Origin of the sequence: Mesorhizobium sp. M1A.F.Ca.IN.020.04.1.1 (genome assembly GCF_003997315.1) — a bacterium.
GTDB lineage: Bacteria > Pseudomonadota > Alphaproteobacteria > Rhizobiales > Rhizobiaceae > Mesorhizobium.
The window spans coordinates 1-15,796 of sequence record NZ_RZSN01000023.1 but is presented as its reverse complement, the minus strand read 5'-3'; the positions used below and the strand labels follow the sequence as shown (position 1 = coordinate 15,796).

Annotated in this window: 14 protein-coding genes; 4 read left to right on the top strand and 10 right to left on the bottom strand. The window is 64.5% G+C overall.

Annotation, left to right across the window (positions count from 1 at the left end; translation table 11 throughout):
* Positions 1-40: 40 nt before the first annotated feature.
* Genes betB through betI form a run of 5 tightly spaced genes read right to left on the bottom strand, consistent with a single transcriptional unit; the run spans position 41 to position 6,322 of the window.
* Positions 41-1,504 carry a betaine-aldehyde dehydrogenase gene (gene betB / locus EOA49_RS07790; protein ID WP_127240183.1) on the bottom strand — a complete coding sequence of 488 codons (1,464 nt, stop codon included), beginning with the start codon at positions 1,502-1,504 and terminating at the stop codon, positions 41-43.
* Positions 1,505-1,559: 55 nt separating this feature from the next.
* Positions 1,560-3,212, bottom strand: coding sequence for a choline dehydrogenase (gene betA, locus EOA49_RS07785; RefSeq protein WP_127240182.1), 1,653 nt, complete (start codon positions 3,210-3,212; stop codon positions 1,560-1,562).
* Entirely contained in the window at positions 3,205-4,209 is a 1,005-nt protein-coding gene (locus EOA49_RS07780) for a threonine/serine dehydratase (protein WP_164746718.1), read from the bottom strand. The genes betA and EOA49_RS07780 overlap by 8 nt, the downstream gene beginning before the upstream one ends.
* Entirely contained in the window at positions 4,206-5,735 is a 1,530-nt protein-coding gene (gene betC, locus EOA49_RS07775; RefSeq protein ID WP_127240181.1) for a choline-sulfatase, read from the bottom strand. The genes EOA49_RS07780 and betC overlap by 4 nt, the downstream gene beginning before the upstream one ends.
* Positions 5,732-6,322, bottom strand: coding sequence for a transcriptional regulator BetI (betI, locus tag EOA49_RS07770; RefSeq protein ID WP_067320854.1), 591 nt, complete (start codon positions 6,320-6,322; stop codon positions 5,732-5,734). Before betI ends, betC begins: the two co-directional genes overlap by 4 nt.
* Positions 6,323-6,510: 188 nt before the next feature.
* Between betI and EOA49_RS07765 the strand changes: the two genes are divergently transcribed.
* Both EOA49_RS07765 and EOA49_RS07760 read left to right on the top strand, forming a co-directional pair.
* Complete coding sequence (locus tag EOA49_RS07765; RefSeq protein ID WP_095781573.1) at positions 6,511-7,677, top strand: acetyl-CoA acetyltransferase; 1,167 nt, start codon at positions 6,511-6,513, stop codon at positions 7,675-7,677.
* 49 nt (positions 7,678-7,726) lie between these two features.
* Positions 7,727-8,731, top strand: a complete 1,005-nt coding sequence (locus EOA49_RS07760; RefSeq protein ID WP_127240180.1) for an asparaginase — start codon at positions 7,727-7,729, stop codon at positions 8,729-8,731.
* Here the strand turns inward: EOA49_RS07760 and EOA49_RS07755 are convergent.
* A complete protein-coding gene (locus tag EOA49_RS07755) occupies positions 8,728-10,104 on the bottom strand; it encodes a TIGR03808 family TAT-translocated repetitive protein (protein WP_127240179.1) in 1,377 nt (458 codons plus the stop codon). The two genes, EOA49_RS07760 and EOA49_RS07755, sit on opposite strands and share 4 nt — an antisense overlap.
* A 106-nt stretch (positions 10,105-10,210) precedes the next feature.
* Between EOA49_RS07755 and greA the strand changes: the two genes are divergently transcribed.
* Positions 10,211-10,693 carry a transcription elongation factor GreA gene (greA, locus tag EOA49_RS07750; RefSeq protein WP_066997710.1) on the top strand — a complete coding sequence of 161 codons (483 nt, stop codon included), beginning with the start codon at positions 10,211-10,213 and terminating at the stop codon, positions 10,691-10,693.
* On the opposite strand, the gene EOA49_RS07745 is transcribed toward greA, so the two are convergent.
* The 4 genes from EOA49_RS07745 to EOA49_RS07730 form a co-directional block, all read right to left on the bottom strand.
* Positions 10,690-11,076 carry a type II toxin-antitoxin system death-on-curing family toxin gene (locus EOA49_RS07745; protein WP_127240178.1) on the bottom strand — a complete coding sequence of 129 codons (387 nt, stop codon included), beginning with the start codon at positions 11,074-11,076 and terminating at the stop codon, positions 10,690-10,692. The two genes, greA and EOA49_RS07745, sit on opposite strands and share 4 nt — an antisense overlap.
* Complete coding sequence (locus EOA49_RS07740; RefSeq protein WP_067320863.1) at positions 11,073-11,303, bottom strand: AbrB/MazE/SpoVT family DNA-binding domain-containing protein; 231 nt, start codon at positions 11,301-11,303, stop codon at positions 11,073-11,075. Before EOA49_RS07740 ends, EOA49_RS07745 begins: the two co-directional genes overlap by 4 nt.
* A 208-nt stretch (positions 11,304-11,511) precedes the next feature.
* Positions 11,512-13,635 (bottom strand): methylmalonyl-CoA mutase, encoded by a 2,124-nt coding sequence (gene scpA, locus EOA49_RS07735; protein ID WP_127240177.1) that lies wholly within the window; start codon positions 13,633-13,635, stop codon positions 11,512-11,514.
* On the bottom strand, positions 13,632-15,074 hold the full coding sequence (locus EOA49_RS07730) for a methylmalonyl-CoA mutase subunit beta (protein WP_127240176.1): 1,443 nt from the start codon (positions 15,072-15,074) through the stop codon (positions 13,632-13,634). The genes scpA and EOA49_RS07730 overlap by 4 nt, the downstream gene beginning before the upstream one ends.
* A gap of 268 nt (positions 15,075-15,342) precedes the next feature.
* Between EOA49_RS07730 and EOA49_RS07725 the strand changes: the two genes are divergently transcribed.
* Positions 15,343-15,796 (top strand): helicase HerA-like domain-containing protein (locus tag EOA49_RS07725; protein WP_127243106.1); only part of this gene is annotated, 454 nt, incomplete at its 3' end.

The window sequence follows — 15,796 nt, the reverse complement described above, 5'->3', positions numbered from 1 at the left end:
GGAGATTGCTGTCACTGCGGGCTTTTGGCCAATCGCCAAGTCAATACGGGCTCGCCACATCCCCCGTCTCGACATAGACCGCCTTCAGCTGCGAATAGTGCGCCAGCGCCGCCAGCGAGTTCTCGCGGCCGATGCCGGACTGCTTGACGCCGCCGAAGGGCATTTCCACCGGCGTCAGATTGTAGGCGTTGATCCAGCAGGTGCCTGCCTGCAGCTCGGCGATCACCCGATGGGCGCGGGGCAGGTCGCGGGTGAAGACGCCCGCAGCGAGGCCGAATTCGGTATTGTTGGCGCGTTCGATCACCTCGTCCTCGTTATCGAATTTCAGCACGCTCATCACCGGTCCGAAGATTTCCTCGCGCGCGATACGCATGCCATCGGTCACGCCGGTGAACACGGTGGGTTCGATGAAGAAGCCACCTTCGAAGCCCTGCAGCGACGGCACGTTGCCGCCGCAGGCAAGCGTCGCACCCTCCTCTTTGCCGGCGGCGATGTAGGAAACAACCTTTTCCTGCTGCGCCTTGTTGACCAGCGGCCCCATTTGCGTTTCCGGATCGAGCGGATCGCCGATGCGGATTTTTTTGGTACGCTCGGTCAGCCGCTCGACGAAGCAGTCATGCAGGCCCTTCTGCACGAAGACGCGCGTGCCGTTGGAGCAGATCTGGCCGGTCGAATAGAAATTGCCGAGCATGGCGCCGCCGATGGCGTTTTCGAGATCGGCATCGTCGAAGACGATCAGCGGCGACTTGCCGCCGAGCTCCATTGTTGCGTGCTTCATTTTCGAACCGGCAAGCGACAGCACCTTGCGGCCGGTCGGCACCGAACCGGTCACCGAGACCTTGGCCACGACATCATGGCCGACGAGGCCGGCGCCGACATCGCCATAGCCCTGCACGACGTTGAACAGTCCGTCGGGCAGGCCCGCCTCGCTGTAGATTTCGGCCAGCGCCAGTGCCGAGAGCGGCGTGTTCTCCGACGGCTTGAACACCATGGCGTTGCCCATGGCTAAAGCCGGCGCCGACTTCCAGCCGGCGATCTGGATCGGATAGTTCCAGGCGCCGATGCCGACGCACACACCAAGCGGATCGCGCCTTGTGTAAGCAAACGGTCCGCCGAGATCGATCATCTCGCCGTTGAAGGCCGACACTGCGCCGGCGAAATATTCGAGGCAATCGGCGGCCGAAGGCGCGTCCGCCACCAGCGTCTCCTGGATCGCCTTGCCGGTGTCCAGGGTCTCGATGCGCGCCAGGTCGGCATTGCGGGCGCGCAGGATATCAGCGGCGCGGCGCAGGACGCGGCCGCGCTCGACCGGCTTCATCCGTGCCCAGGCCGGCTGCGCCGCGCGCGCGGCCTCGATCGCCAACTCCAGCACGTTCGGCGTCGCCGAATGCAGCGTGGCGATGGTCTCGCCCGTCGCCGGATAGATCACCGGCAGTGGCGCGCCGCCTTCGTCCTCGATGTAGCGGCCGTTGACGTAGTGCGATGCCGTTGGCTGGGCGCGCATGGTGTTCTCCGTTCGTAATCGCCGGGGCGGGGGAGGGCGCCCGCCGGATCATGCGCTATCTGTCTGCCACCTGCCAGCGCGGATTGATCCAGGGTTCCTGGTTGGATGGCGCGAGCGGCGTGCGGCCAAGGATGTGGTCGGACGCCTTCTCGCCGGTCATGATCGACGGCGCGTTCAGGTTGCCGTTGGTCACCCGCGGGAAGATCGAGGAATCGGCAACGCGCAGCCCCTCGACGCCGATCACCCGGCATTCCGGATCGACGACGCTGGTCAGGTCGTCGGCGCGGCCCATCCTGCAGGTGCCGCAAGGGTGATAGGCGCTCTCGGCGTGATCGCGGATGAAGGCGTCGAGCTCGTCGTCGGTCCGCACATGGGCGCCCGGCGAAATCTCCTTGCCGCGGAAGCCGTCGAAGGCCTTCTGGCCAAAAATCTCGCGCGTCAGCCGGATGCAGTGGCGGAACTCGCTCCAGTCGTCGGGATGCGACATGTAGTTGAAGCGGATCACCGGTTTCGCTTTCGGATCGGGGGAGCGCAGGCTCACCGAGCCGCGCGACTTCGACCGCATCGGCCCGACATGCGCCTGGAAGCCATGCGACTTCGCCGCCGCCTTGCCGTCATAGCGCACCGCCGCTGGGATGAAGTGATACTGGATATCGGGGTAGTCGACACCGGCCTGCGAACGCACGAAGGCCGCCGCCTCGAAATGGTTGGTGGCGCCGAGGCCGGTCTTGAAGAACAGCCACTGCGCGCCGATCATTGCCTTGGAGAACGGGTTGAGCACCGAATTCAGCGTGATCGGTCTGGTCGCTTCCTGCTGGATATAAAGCTCCAGATGGTCCTGCAGATTGCGGCCGACGCCCTGCCGGTCGGCAATGACCTCTATGCCGTTTTCCTGCAGATGTGCGCCCGGACCGATGCCGGACAGCATAAGGATCTTCGGCGAATTGATCGACGACGCCGCCACAATCACCTCACGTCGCGCCGTAACGACCTGAATCTGTTTGTGAGCTTCGATCTCGACGCCGACGGCACGTTGATTCTCGATCACCACGCGCCGCGCGAAACCTTTGAGCAGGCTAACATTTTTTCGTTTGAGCGCCGGCTTCAGATAGGCATTGGCCGCGGACCAGCGGCGGCCGCGCCAGATGGTCTGCTCCATCGGCCCGAAGCCTTCCTGCTTCGATCCGTTATAGTCGTCGGTGAGCTCGAAGCCGGCCTGCCGGCCCGCCTCGAGGAAGGCGCCGTAAAGCGGGTTCTTGCGCGTGCCGCGCTGCACATGCAGCGGGCCGCCCTGACCGCGCCAGCCGTCCTCGCCGCCGTCGGAATCCTCCATGCGCTTGAAATAGGGAAGCACGTCGGCGAAGCCCCATCCGGCAGCACCCTGTTCGGCCCAATGGTCGAAGTCGCGCGCATGGCCGCGAACATAGACCATGCCGTTGATGGAGGACGAACCGCCGATCACCTTGCCGCGCGGGGTGGCGAGCACGCGGCCGCCGAGATGCGGCTCCGGCTCGCTGGCGAAGCCCCAGTCGTAAAGGCTCATGTTGAGCGGGATCGACAGCGCCGACGGCATCTGGATCAGCGGCCCCATATCGGTGCCGCCGAACTCGATGACGATCACCGAATGCTTGCCGTCTTCCGACAGCCGGTAGGCCATGGCCGAGCCGGCGGAGCCGGATCCGATGATGACGAAATCCGCTTCAAGCATTGTTCATATGCGCCATAAAGTCGGCGAGCGAGACATTGCCGCCGGTAGCCACCACAAGGACGGTTTTGCCCGCCACATCCACCTTGCCGCCGAGCAGCGCGGCAAGCGAGGCCGCGCCCGAAGGCTCCAGCACCAGCTTCAGCCGCTCGAACGCGATCTTCATTGCACCCCTCACCGCGGCATCCTCGACGGTGACGCCGCGAACCCCGGCAGCACTCACCGCCGCGAAGGGCGCCTCGCCTGGCTTGCGCGCCATCAGCCCGTCGCAGATCGATCTCGGCCCGATCGGCATCGTCTCGATCGCGCCATGCGCCAGCGACAAGCCCATGCCGTTGAAGCCTTCCGGTTCGACGGCGATGATCTCGGTGTTCGGTGACAGATAATGGAAGGCGAGCGAAACGCCGCCGATCAGCCCGCCGCCGCCAACCGAGCAGAACACCAGATCGGCGTGGGCCTTCTTCGCTGCCAACTGGTCGAGCGCTTCCAGCCCGGCCCCTGCCTGGCCGGCGACGATCTTGGGATCGTCGAAGGGATGCAGCAAGGTGAGCTGCTCGGTCTCGGCGATCTCGCGCGCCTTGGCGGCGGCGACTTCCTCGCGGGCACGCTCCCCATGATCGGTCAGCACCACGCGCGCGCCATAGCCGGCGGTCGCGTCGCGCTTGGCGGCAGGCGCGTCGATCGGCATGACGATGGTGACGGGAATGCCGAGCGCCTGGCCAGCAGCCGCAAGCCCTTGCGCGAAATTGCCGGAGGAATAGGCGACCACGCCCTTCCTCGCTTCGTCCGGTGACAGCCGCTTAAGGCGCCAATAGGCGCCGCGCACCTTGAAGGACCCCGCCCATTGCAGCGATTCCGGCTTGACGAACACCCGCGCGGCGCCGGCTTCCCGGGCAAGTGCGGCCGAGTCCAACAGCGGCGTGACTTGCGTCGCCGTCGAGGTCACCGCATAGGCCTGCTTCAGGCGGTCGAGGGTGGGAACCAGAACGTCTTCCATCATTCGCCTCGCGGATACCGTTTGCTCTCTTCGAGGTTGTCGAGATTCATGTGATTGCGCATGTAGCGCTCCGAGGCTTTCTGCAGCGGCTGGAAATCCCAGGGGTAATAGGCGCCGTTGCGCAGCGCCGGGTAGACGACCCAGCGGCGTGCCTGGCTTTCGCGCACCGCGGCATCGAACGCGGCCATGTCCCAGCGCGCCCGGACCTTTTCCATGAACGCCGCCACCAGGGCAGCGTTCGCCGGCTCGTCAGCGAGGTTGTTCCGTTCGAGCGGGTCGGCCTCCAGGTCGAACAGCTGCGGCGCGTCGAGCTCGCAATGGACGAATTTGTATTTGCCGTCGCGGATCGCGGCCAGCGGCGCATAGGAGCCTTCGGCGGCATATTCCATGAGAACGGGTGCGGTGCGCGGCTTGCCGCCGAGCAGCGGCAGCAGCGACTGGCCGTCGGTCCACGGCGCGATTGCAGCGATATCAATGCCGGCGAGGTCACAGAGCGTCGGCGTGACGTCGAGATTGGAGACGGGCGCCTCGATGAGGCCGGCTGGCACGCCGTTGCCGGCGATCATCAGCGGCACGCGCGCCGAGCCCTCGAAGAAGCTCATTTTGAACCACAGGCCGCGCTCGCCCAGCATGTCGCCGTGATCCGAGCAGAACAGGATGATGGTGTCGTCAAGCATGCGAGTGCGCTTGAGGACGTCCAGAAGCTCGCCGAGCTTATCGTCGACATAGGAAATGTTGGCGAAATAGCCGCGCCGGGAACGGCGCACCTGCTCGAGCGTGATTTCGAAGGACTGATAGTCGCTTGCCCGGTAAAGGCGCTGCGAATGCGTGTCCTGTTCGTCATGCGGGATGAACGGCGTTTCGGGATCGAGCGTCTGGCAGTTCTCGTAAAGATCCCAGTACTGCCTGCGCGCGACATAGGGATCGTGCGGGTGCGATAGCGAAACAGTAAGGCACCAGGGCCGATGTCCCGCATCGTCCTGCTCGCGCGAAAGCTGGTACAGCTTTTGCTCGGCCAGAAACACCACCTCGTCGTCATACTCCATCTGGTTGGTGGTCTCGGCAACGCCGGCGCCGGTGACCGAGCCGAGATTGTGATACCACCAGTCGATGCGCTCGCCGGGCTTGCGGTAATCCGGCGTCCAGCCGAAATCGGCCGGATAGATATCGGTGGTCAGCCGCTCCTCGAAGCCGTGCAACTGGTCCGGTCCGACGAAATGCATCTTGCCGGACAGGCAGGTGTAATAGCCGGCGGAGCGCAGATGATGCGCGAAGGTCGGGATCGAGGAGGAGAATTCGGCGGCGTTGTCATAGACCCCGGTGCGCGACGGCAGCTGGCCGCTCATGAACGAGGCCCGGCCGGGCGCGCAAAGCGGCGAGGCGGTGTAGTTGTTGGCGAAACGCGCCGAGCGGGCGGCGAGCGCCTTGAGATGCGGCACGTGCAGGAAATCCGCCGGGCCGTCGGGGAAGAGCGTGCCGTTGAGCTGATCGACCATGACGATCAGGAAATTGGGTCGTTCGGTGGTCAAGGCAGGCTCCGTCCGCTGAGCTTGGTTTCGAGATAATCTTCGACGAGCGCGATCGCTGTCTGCGCATCGGGCACGCCGTCCTTCAGCGCGCGCCGAATGTAGAGTCCGTCGATCAGCGCCGCCGTCGCTTCCGCAGCGCGGTCCGCTTCGGCCCTCGGCAGAATGCCGGTCAGCCCGCTCATCAGGTTGGAATTGAGCCGCCGCGCATAGATACGAAGCAGCCGCCGCAACTCGGTCGATTTCTGCGCCTCGACATAGAAGGCGAGCCAGGCCGCGATGATCTCCGGCTGGAACTGCTCGTCGGAGAAACTGACCGCAACGACCGCCGAGACGCGCTGGCGCGGTGTCGCGGCGACGCGAAGCGCTCGTCTTGTATCGATGTTGAGCTCGGCAAGGATGTGCCGCATCGTGGCGAAGAGCAGCTCGTCCTTGGCGCCGAAATAGTGATGGGCGAGCGCCGACGACACGCCGGCGCGGCCGGCGATCTCCGACATGGTGACGTCCAGCGAACCGCGCTCGCCGATTGCCGAGATCGTCGCGTCGATCAGCGCCTTGCGGCGCAGCGGTTCCATTCCGATTTTCGGCATGCGAGGGGTCCGGTTCGAAGCGAGATTAATTTTTATTGACGCATCAATCAATAAAAAATCGGCATCGGATCAATCGATCGTATCGCTCTGGCCCCATCCCTTCGGCTGGAAAACGGTTCACTATTGAACAATATTGAATGTCATGCCGCGACCGGACGTGCTAGGCTGCGCGGCAGATGGAGGCTGTTATGACCGCATGCATCGTCGGCTGGGCGCATTCGCGTTTCGGCAAGCTCGAAGGCGAGACGCTGGAGGGCTTGATCACCAAGGTCGCCGTGGACGCGCTCGATCATGCCGGCATCGGCCCTGACGATGTCGACGAGATCGTGCTCGGCCATTTCAACGCCGGCTTCTCACCGCAGGATTTCACCGCGAGCCTGGTGCTGCAGGCCGACGACCGGCTGCGCTTCAAGCCGGCGACGCGCGTGGAGAATGCCTGCGCCACCGGTTCGGCTGCCGTGAGACAAGGCGTCCGCGCCATCGATTCCAACGCCGCCCGCGTCGTGTTGGTGGTCGGCGCCGAGCAGATGACCACCACACCTGGGCCCGAGATCGGCAAGAACCTGCTGAAAGCCTCCTACCTGCCCGAGGATGGCGAAACGCCGGCCGGCTTTGCCGGCGTCTTCGGCAAGATCGCGCAGGCCTATTTTCAGCGCTATGGCGACCAGTCGGATGCGCTCGCCATGATTGCCGCCAAGAACCACAAAAACGGCGTCGACAATCCCTATGCCCAAATGCGCAAGGATTTCGGCTACGAGTTCTGCCGTCAGGAAAGTGAGAAGAACCCCTTCGTCGCCGGTCCGCTGAAGCGCACCGACTGCTCGCTGGTCTCGGATGGCGCCGCCGCGCTCGTGCTCACCGACACCGCGACGGCGCTGAAGATGCGCCGCGCCGTGACCTTCCGCGCCAATGAGCACGTCCAGGATTTCCTGCCGATGTCGAAGCGCGACATCCTTTCCTTCGAGGGCTGCGAGCGGGCTTGGGGCCAGGCGCTGAAGAAGGCCGGCGTCACGCTCGACGACCTCTCCTTCGTCGAGACGCATGACTGCTTCACCATCGCCGAGCTTATCGAATACGAGGCGATGGGCCTGGCGGAGCCCGGCGAGGGCGCGAAGCTCGCCCTGGAGGGCGTCACGGCCAAGGACGGCCGGCTGCCGGTCAACCCGTCCGGCGGGCTGAAGGCCAAGGGCCATCCGATCGGAGCCACCGGCGTCTCCATGCATGTGCTCACCGCCATGCAGCTGACCGGCGAGGCCGGCGGCATTCAGGTGCCTGGGGCAAAACTCGGCGGCATCTTCAACATGGGCGGTGCTGCGGTGGCCAACTACGTTTCCATCCTCGATCGGATCAGGTAGAAGCGGCCCGCATTGAAGCGGCGCCCGGCGCGCGCGTGCGGGAGGCAGCATGGCAAATCCGGTTCTGGTCGAAGTCACGCGGGGCGCGGTGGTCGAAAGCGCTCATCGCGGCGCGGTTTCTGTCTTCGACGCCGACGGCAAGCCTGTCTGGGAGATCGGCGATACGGCGCGACCGGTGTTTCCACGCTCGGCGGTGAAGGCGATCCAGGCGCTGCCGCTGCTCGAATCCGGTGCTGCCGACGCCTACGGCTTCGGCGATCGCGAATTGGCGCTGGCCTGCGCCTCGCATTCAGGCGAGCCGGCGCATGTCGAACTGGCGCAAGCAATGCTCGCCAAGGCCGGTCTCGATAAGACGGCGCTCGAATGCGGCGCGCACTGGCCGTCGAGCCACGTTGCGACGATCGCGCTGGCCCGCGCCGGCAGCGCGCCCAACCCGCTCCACAACAATTGCTCCGGCAAGCATGCCGGTTTCCTCTGTACCTGCGTGCATTCCGGCATTGCCCATGGCGGCTACGTCAAGGCCGGCCATGCGCTGCAGGAGATGGTGCGCGACGCCATGCAATCGGTGACCGGCGCCGGGCATGATGTCGACCATTGCGGCACCGACGGCTGCTCGATCCCGACCTATGCCGTGCCGCTGAAGAGCTTTGCGCTGGGCTTTGCGCGTATGGCGACGGGCAGGGGCTTTGCGCCCGAACGCGCCAAGGCGGCGAAGCGCCTGCTCTCGGCCTGCATGGCCGAACCGTTCCTGGTGGCCGGCACCGGTAAGGCGGACCTCGCGCTGATGCGGGCCGCGCCCGGCCGCATCTTCGTCAAGACCGGCGCCGAGGGCGTCTATTGCGCGGCCTTGCCCGAGCTCGGTCTCGGCATCGCCTTGAAATGCGATGACGGCGCCAGCCGCGCCTCCGAGGTGATGATCGCCGCCGTGCTGGCCAAGCTGCTGCGCAGCGACGAAGCGCTCGCGGCAAAGCTTGCCGAACTCGCCAATCCGCCGGTCGAAAGCCGTATCGGCGCCAAGGTGGGCTTGCTGCGGCCGACGGCGGCGCTGGCCTAACTGACCTTGTTCCGCTCGACGGTCAGATGCGCGTAGCCGGTAAAGGTTGATCTTGCCAGATCGCCCGTCACCGGATTGGCCCAGCGCTGGCCGATGATGGCGCCGTTCTGCGCGGCGTCGATGATATTGTCCGAAATGACGGCGCTGCCGGAACCCTCGACGACGCTGACGACGATGCCCGTGCCGGACTTGCGGATGATGTTGCCCGTTGCAACCACATTGCGCAGATAAGGTCCCCAGCCGAGCTGCATGCCGTAGAGGGGCGCGTTCTCCACGACATTGCCGCAGACGGAGGTTTCGGCCTCGGCGCTGATGCCGACGCCGAAGCCCGGCGGGTCGGCGGTGTAGGGGCCGACCGTCGAGAGGTTGCGCACGATATTGTTCGAGCACACGGCCATGCGGCCGCCTTCGTTGAAGTTTACGATCGAGATGCCGTTGGCGGCACCGTCGACCAGATTGTTGCTGAGGATCGCGCCCTCGAAGGAGAATTCCGAATAAATCCCCGTCTCGCCCGAGCGCGAGCAGGTGTTGCCGGTGATCTGCAAATTGCTGGAGCTGTTGGCGCGGATCGCCGAGAAGGCGCAGTCCGACACGACGTTGGCGGAGATAATGACATTGCCGGCGCGGAAGGCGTTGATACCGTTGCCGTTCTGGCCGGTGCCGCCGCTCCTCGCGCCGATGCGCTGCACGCGGTTGCCGCTGACGATGGTGCCGTCCTCCGCCTGTTGCCAGCGATGCACCAGAATGCCGCCATTGGCGCAATCTGAGATGGTATTGCCCGAGATCTCCAGCCCGCCGGCCTCGACCGAATAGATGCCGGCGTCTGCCGCACCCGAAAAATCGCAGCGCCCGATGCGGCCTGAAACATGTTCCAGCGCCAGCCCGTTCTTGCCGCTGCCTGTGACCTGGCAATTGTCGATGGCGAGATGCGCGACGCGGCGCAGATCGAGCAGCCCTTGCGTATAGTCGGCCAGCCAGCGGTTGCTGCCGTCCAGCACCAGCCCGCTGAGTTCGATATGCTCGGCCTGTTCCGCCATCATCAGGTGGCCGTTGCCGCCATAGACGATGCGGGTCGCCCCCGGGACGCCCGAAAGGCGCACGCGGGCAGGCAGTTTCAGGTTGGAGACAAGATAGGTGCCGGGCGGCAGAAACACCGGCGCATCGCGGTCGCTGGCGTCGCTGAGCATCTTGGCGAAGGCCTTGCTCTGGTCGTCCAGCGCGCCCGGCTGCACGCCGATTTCGATGGCGTTGATCGAGCCGCGCATCGTGGCCTTCTCGATGCCGGGCAGCATCTTCGCCGACGCCTTGCCGGCAAGGAGGCCGGCAGCGGCGAGGCCGGTGGTGCGGGCAAGCAGCGTTCGTCTGTTCAACATCGGCACAGGTCCTGGCGTTTCAACCGCTCCATCGCAGGATTCGTGCCAAGGCAGGCTCGCAGGCAAACAGCTTGTGCAGTTGCCTCACCAAGCTTAAGTTCATGTTATGAGTAGAGCTTTCACCCGCGAGGAAGACAGCGAAAACGCCATTGCCGGTGTCGGCGAACGGCCGATCAGTCCGCACCGCAATCTGGTAACGGAGCGGGGACTCGCGATGATCGAAGAGAATCTCTCCGAATTGCGAGATCAGATGGCCAAGGCCGAAAGACGCGGCGATCGCGAGCGCCTCGCAATCGTGTCCCGCGACCTGCGCTACTGGACCGCGCGGCGCGAGAGCGCGGAGCTTTCGGTGCCGGAGTCCGGCAGCAATGTGGTCCGCTTCGGCATGGGCGTCACGCTGGAAAACGGCGACGGCAAGAAGGTCCACTGGCGCATCGTCGGCGAGGACGAGGCCAACCCCTCGAAAGGCAGCATCTCCCATGTCTCGCCGATGGCGATGGCCCTGTTCGGCAAGAAGGTCGGCGAGGTCGTTGCCGTCAACGGCAAGGAGTGGGAGATCGTCAAGCTTTCGGACAAGGCCGAGAACTAGGCCTTAGGCTTGACCGTATGGTCGCGGAAAAACGCCGCGGCTCCGATCTCATCGATTTCACCTGCGGCGACCATCATCACCAACTGGATAACATCCTGCTGTTCGGCTTCTACGCTTAACCCGTTGAAATAGAGAAACAAATCGGCCGCGGCAAAAGCCGTGCGCTTGTTCCCGTCAACGAAGGGGTGGTTCTTCGCACTGCCGAAGAGGTAGGCCGCCGCGAGTTCACAAAGATCGGGCTCACCGCACGCTTCCTTCTGTTGGGGGCGGGCGAGGGCAGATTCCAGCATGCCCTGGTCGCGTATACCGGAGGCTCCGCCGTGGAGGCGCAACTGCTCAGCGTGCATCGCCTCCACGAATTCTCGCGAATGATGCTCGGTCATTTAGCGAGCGCGCGGTAGGCAACCTCGTATTTCTTCATCCGTTCGCGCGCGATCTTCATCTTACGCTCGAATTCTTCGGCAGAGTCTTCAAGACGGCGCAAGCGCAGCTCCTGGCCCTCCTGAACGACGATGACGTTGTCGCCCGCCTTCAGGTTTAGCCGGTCGAGAAGCTCTTTCGGCAAAATCAGACCTTCGGAGTTGCCAATCTTTCGAATGGTGATGTTCATGGTAGGTCGTCCTGTTGCAACGGCAATTATAACTGGAGGGCCTGTTGTCGCAAACGGAAATTATAACAACCGATTGGGAACTACTGACATGGTCGCCATCAAGAAGCGGGTTGAGGACGGGATCCTCTTCCTCTCTCGATTGGCGCATTAGCTGTGCCGATAAGCCTTAGCAACGAGTTGCGTTTGACCAGTTCCCGACACAGGCTGTTCACTCAACCGACAGCAGCCTGTCCATCAGCCTGTCCGCCGCTTGCGGGATGACGGTCCCCGGCGGGAAGATTTCGGCCGCCCCAGCCTTCAGCACCGCGTCGTAATCCTGTGGCGGGATGACGCCGCCGGCGACGATCAGCATGTCGCCATGGCCGAGCTTCCTCAGCGCCTCCTTGAGCTCGGGGATCAGCGTCAGATGTCCGGCCGCGAGCGAGGACGCGCCGATGATGTCGACATCATGCTGCACCGCCAGCTTTGCGATCTCCTCCGGCGTCTGGAACATCGGTCCGACGGTGACCTCGAAGCCGAGATCGGCAAAGGCGCTGGCGATCACCTTCTGGCCGCGATCATGGCCGTCCTGGCCCATCTTGGCGACCAGGATGCGCGGCTTTGCACCGGATTTCTTTTCGAAGGTTTCGAGCTTGTCCTTGAGCCGATCGACCGCCGGATTGTCGCCGAGCGCGTCGCGATAGACGCCGGAGATGGTCTGCACGGTGGCTGCATGGCGCCCGAACACTTTCTCCAACGCCAGCGAGATCTCGCCGACGGTCGCATTGGCCCGCGCCGCGCGGATCGCGAATTCGAGCAGGTTCTCGCCGCTTTCAGCCGCGCGGGTGAGGGCGGTTAGCGCATCCTCCAGGGCCGCGACGTCGCGCGTGCCTTTGAGCCGCTGCAGCTTCGCCAATTGCCGGGCCTTGACCTCGGCATTATCGATCTTCAGCACATCGACCTCGATGTCGGCTTCCGGGCGATGCGCATTGACTCCGACCAGCACCTGCTCGCCGGAATCGATGCGTGCCTGGGTGCGCGCCGCCGCTTCCTCGATGCGCAGCTTCGGAATGCCTTTCTCGATCGCCGCCGCCATGCCGCCGAGGTTTTCGACCTCCTCGATATGGGCGAGCGCGCGGGCCGCCAGATCATGTGTCAGCCGCTCGACATAGGCCGAGCCGCCCCACGGGTCGATCATGCGCGTGGTGCCGGATTCCTTTTGCAGGATGAGCTGCGTGTTGCGGGCAATGCGGGCCGAATGGTCGGTCGGCAGCGCCATCGCCTCGTCGAAGGAATTGGTGTGCAGCGACTGCGTATGCCCCTGCGTTGCCGCCATCGCCTCGATCATCGTGCGCGTGATGTTGTTGTAGGGATCCTGCGCCGTCAGCGACCAGCCCGATGTCTGGCAATGGGTGCGCAGCGACAGCGAGCGCTCGTCCTTCGGCGCAAAATTCTTCTTCATCAGGCTCGACCAGAGCAGCCGCGCGGCCCTGAGCTTGGCGACCTCCATGAAGAAGTTCATGCCGATCGCCCAGAAGAAGGAAAGGCGCGGCGCGAACCGGTCGATGTCGAGACCCGCGGCGACGCCGGCGCGCGCATATTCGATGCCGTCGGCGATCGTGTAGGCGAGTTCGAGGTCGGCCGTCGCGCCCGCCTCCTGCATATGATAGCCGGAGATCGAGATCGAATTGAATTTCGGCATGTGCCGCGAGGTATAGGCGAAGATGTCCGACACGATCCGCATCGAAGGCTTCGGCGGATAGATGTAGGTGTTGCGGACCATGAACTCCTTCAGAATGTCGTTCTGAATGGTCCCGGCGAGGTCCTTCTGCGCGACACCCTGTTCCTCCGCCGCCACGATATAGAGCGCCATGATCGGCAGCACGGCGCCGTTCATGGTCATCGACACCGTCATCTCGTTGAGCGGAATGCCGTCGAACAGCTGGCGCATGTCGAGGATGGAATCGATCGCCACGCCCGCCATGCCGACATCGCCGGCGACGCGCGGATGGTCGCTGTCATAGCCGCGATGGGTCGCGAGGTCGAAGGCGACCGACAGGCCCTTCTGGCCGGCCGCGAGGTTGCGCCGGTAGAAAGCGTTGGATTCCTCCGCCGTCGAGAAGCCGGCATATTGCCGGATCGTCCAGGGCTGCTGGACATACATGGTCGGGTAGGGGCCGCGCACGAAGGGCGGCAGGCCCGGATAGGTGTCGAGATTGGCCAGGCCCTTGAGGTCGGCCTGCGTGTAGAGGTGTTTCAGGGCGATGCCTTCCGGCGTCATCCGCTGGCCCTTGAGCTCGACCGGCGCGCGGCGCGGCGCCGACCAGCCGATCTGGCTGAAATCCGGGATCATGAGCCGGCTCCGATCGACTGATCGATGCGAACTGGAAACAGCGGCTCGCAGGTCGCCACGCCTTCTGTCAGCGCGGGCCGGCGTTCGGCTTTCAATGTCTCGACGGGGCGCTCGCTGCCGGTGCGGAACAAGGTGGTGCCGATGATGCCTCGTTCGCCGGCCCGATAGACGGCATTGCGCTTCGCGGCGGCCGTCTGCACACGGTTCTGGATATAGCCCTGCTGCAGGCTGTTGAGCACGCCGCCCTCGGCCTCGATGCGCTGAAATTCTTCCCAGGCCGCCGCGCAAAGACCGTCGGTCAGCGCCTCGACCGCTCCGGAGCCGCTGGCCGGATCGGCCACGTGATGGAGATGGCTCTCATGCGCCAGGATCAGCTGCGCGTTGCGGGCGACGCGGCGCGCAAAACCGGCCGGCAGTCCATGCGCGATGGTATGCGGCAGGATCGAGACGGAATCAGCGCCGCCGGTCGCGGCCGCAAAAGCGGCAATCGCGGTGCGCAGAATGTTGGTTTCCGGATCCGCCATCGCCATCATGCGATAGGAGGTCTCGGCGTGGACGTTCGCCGTCGAGGCCGGGATCGAGCAGGCTTCCTGGATCCGCGCCCAGAGCTTGCGCAACGCCCGCACCTTGGCCATCGACAGGAACTGGTCCTGGTCGACGCTGAGGGCAAAGCCGATATAGGGCGCGGCATAGACCAGCGGCTGACGCGCCTTCTCGAACATCCTGAGATAGGACACGGCGGAAGCCATCATCGTGCCGAGCTCCTGCGCCTCGGTGGCGCCGGCATTGTGGAAGACGCGGCCGTCCGCTTCGAGCAGCACGCCGGGCACGCCCATCGAGAAGAAATGCGCCAGCGATTGCGGCATTGACTCCTGCAGCGCCTCGATCGAGGTGCGCAGCCGTCCGGTGCCGGCGAAGATCGCCGCCGGGTCGATGCCGAAGGAAAGGTTGAGCTTCGCCGGATCGGAGCGGCGCCGGGTCAGGAAGGCGAGCAGCCAATCCGCCACGGCGCGGCTCCACGGATGCGCATCGATGCGCACCTGGACCCGGTTGAGCGGCACGCCGTCGAGCACCGTTTCCAGCGCCTCCGCGGTTCTCGGCAGCCCGTAGCCGAACGCATTCGGCGCACCCTCGAAAACCAGCGACAGGCCGGTCGCGCCCTCAGCGATGTCCTGCAGCGCCTGGGCGCTGGCGCGGGCGATATCGGGATCGTCGATGCGCTGGCTGACGATCCATGGCGACTTCGGATTGGTGCGCACCAGCGGCTCGGCTGTCGTCGAACGCTCGCTGAGCGGCTCGATGCGGATGCCGTCATCGGTGTGCGAAACAAGCTTCTGTTCGAAAGCGCCGCCGGCAAGCACTTTTTCCGCCAGCGCCAGCCAGCGCTTGGTTTCCGGGTTGGGAAGGTCGACATCCCTAGTCAAGGCGCCGGCGCCCATCGCACTCCTCGTCTCTCGGCCGCATCAGCCACCAGTCTATGGTCCCCCGCCGCATATCACAATGCGACATCCGTCGCGGTTGTTCCGGCAGCCGCTAACCGATTGCCAAACATGCGCAAAATCCGCAAGCTAAGTAAGGTGGTTTCGCTGCCAGGGTCAAATTCGAATAGCGCCAAATTTGATGGTGGGCATTGTCGCCCGCCGATCGCGTTATTATCCTCCATGAGACCGGGCGTTTTTGGCGGAAGAGATTGCGGAGACCGGACATATGGCTGACCACACCAGCATCTTCATCGGCGCCAGCCGCAAGCCTGATGATTCCTACCAGCGCGCCGAGGAACTCCTGCTGCGCTACGGCAACCGCCACGGCCTGATTACCGGCGCCACAGGCACCGGCAAGACGGTCAGCCTGCAGGTCTTGGCCGAGGGCTTTTCAAATGCCGGCGTCCCGGTCTTCTGCGCCGACATCAAGGGCGACCTTTCCGGCATCGCCATGATGGGCGAGGCCAAGGATTTCCTTGTCAAGCGTGCAGAGCAGGTGAAGCTCGATCCCTATCAGTTTCAGGAATACCCGGTCATCTTCTGGGATCTGTTCGGCGAGCAGGGTCACCCGATCCGTGCCACCATCTCGGAAATGGGGCCGCTGCTTTTGTCGCGGCTGATGAACCTCACCGAAGCGCAGGAAGGTGTCATGAACATCGCCTTCCGCATCGCTGACGAAG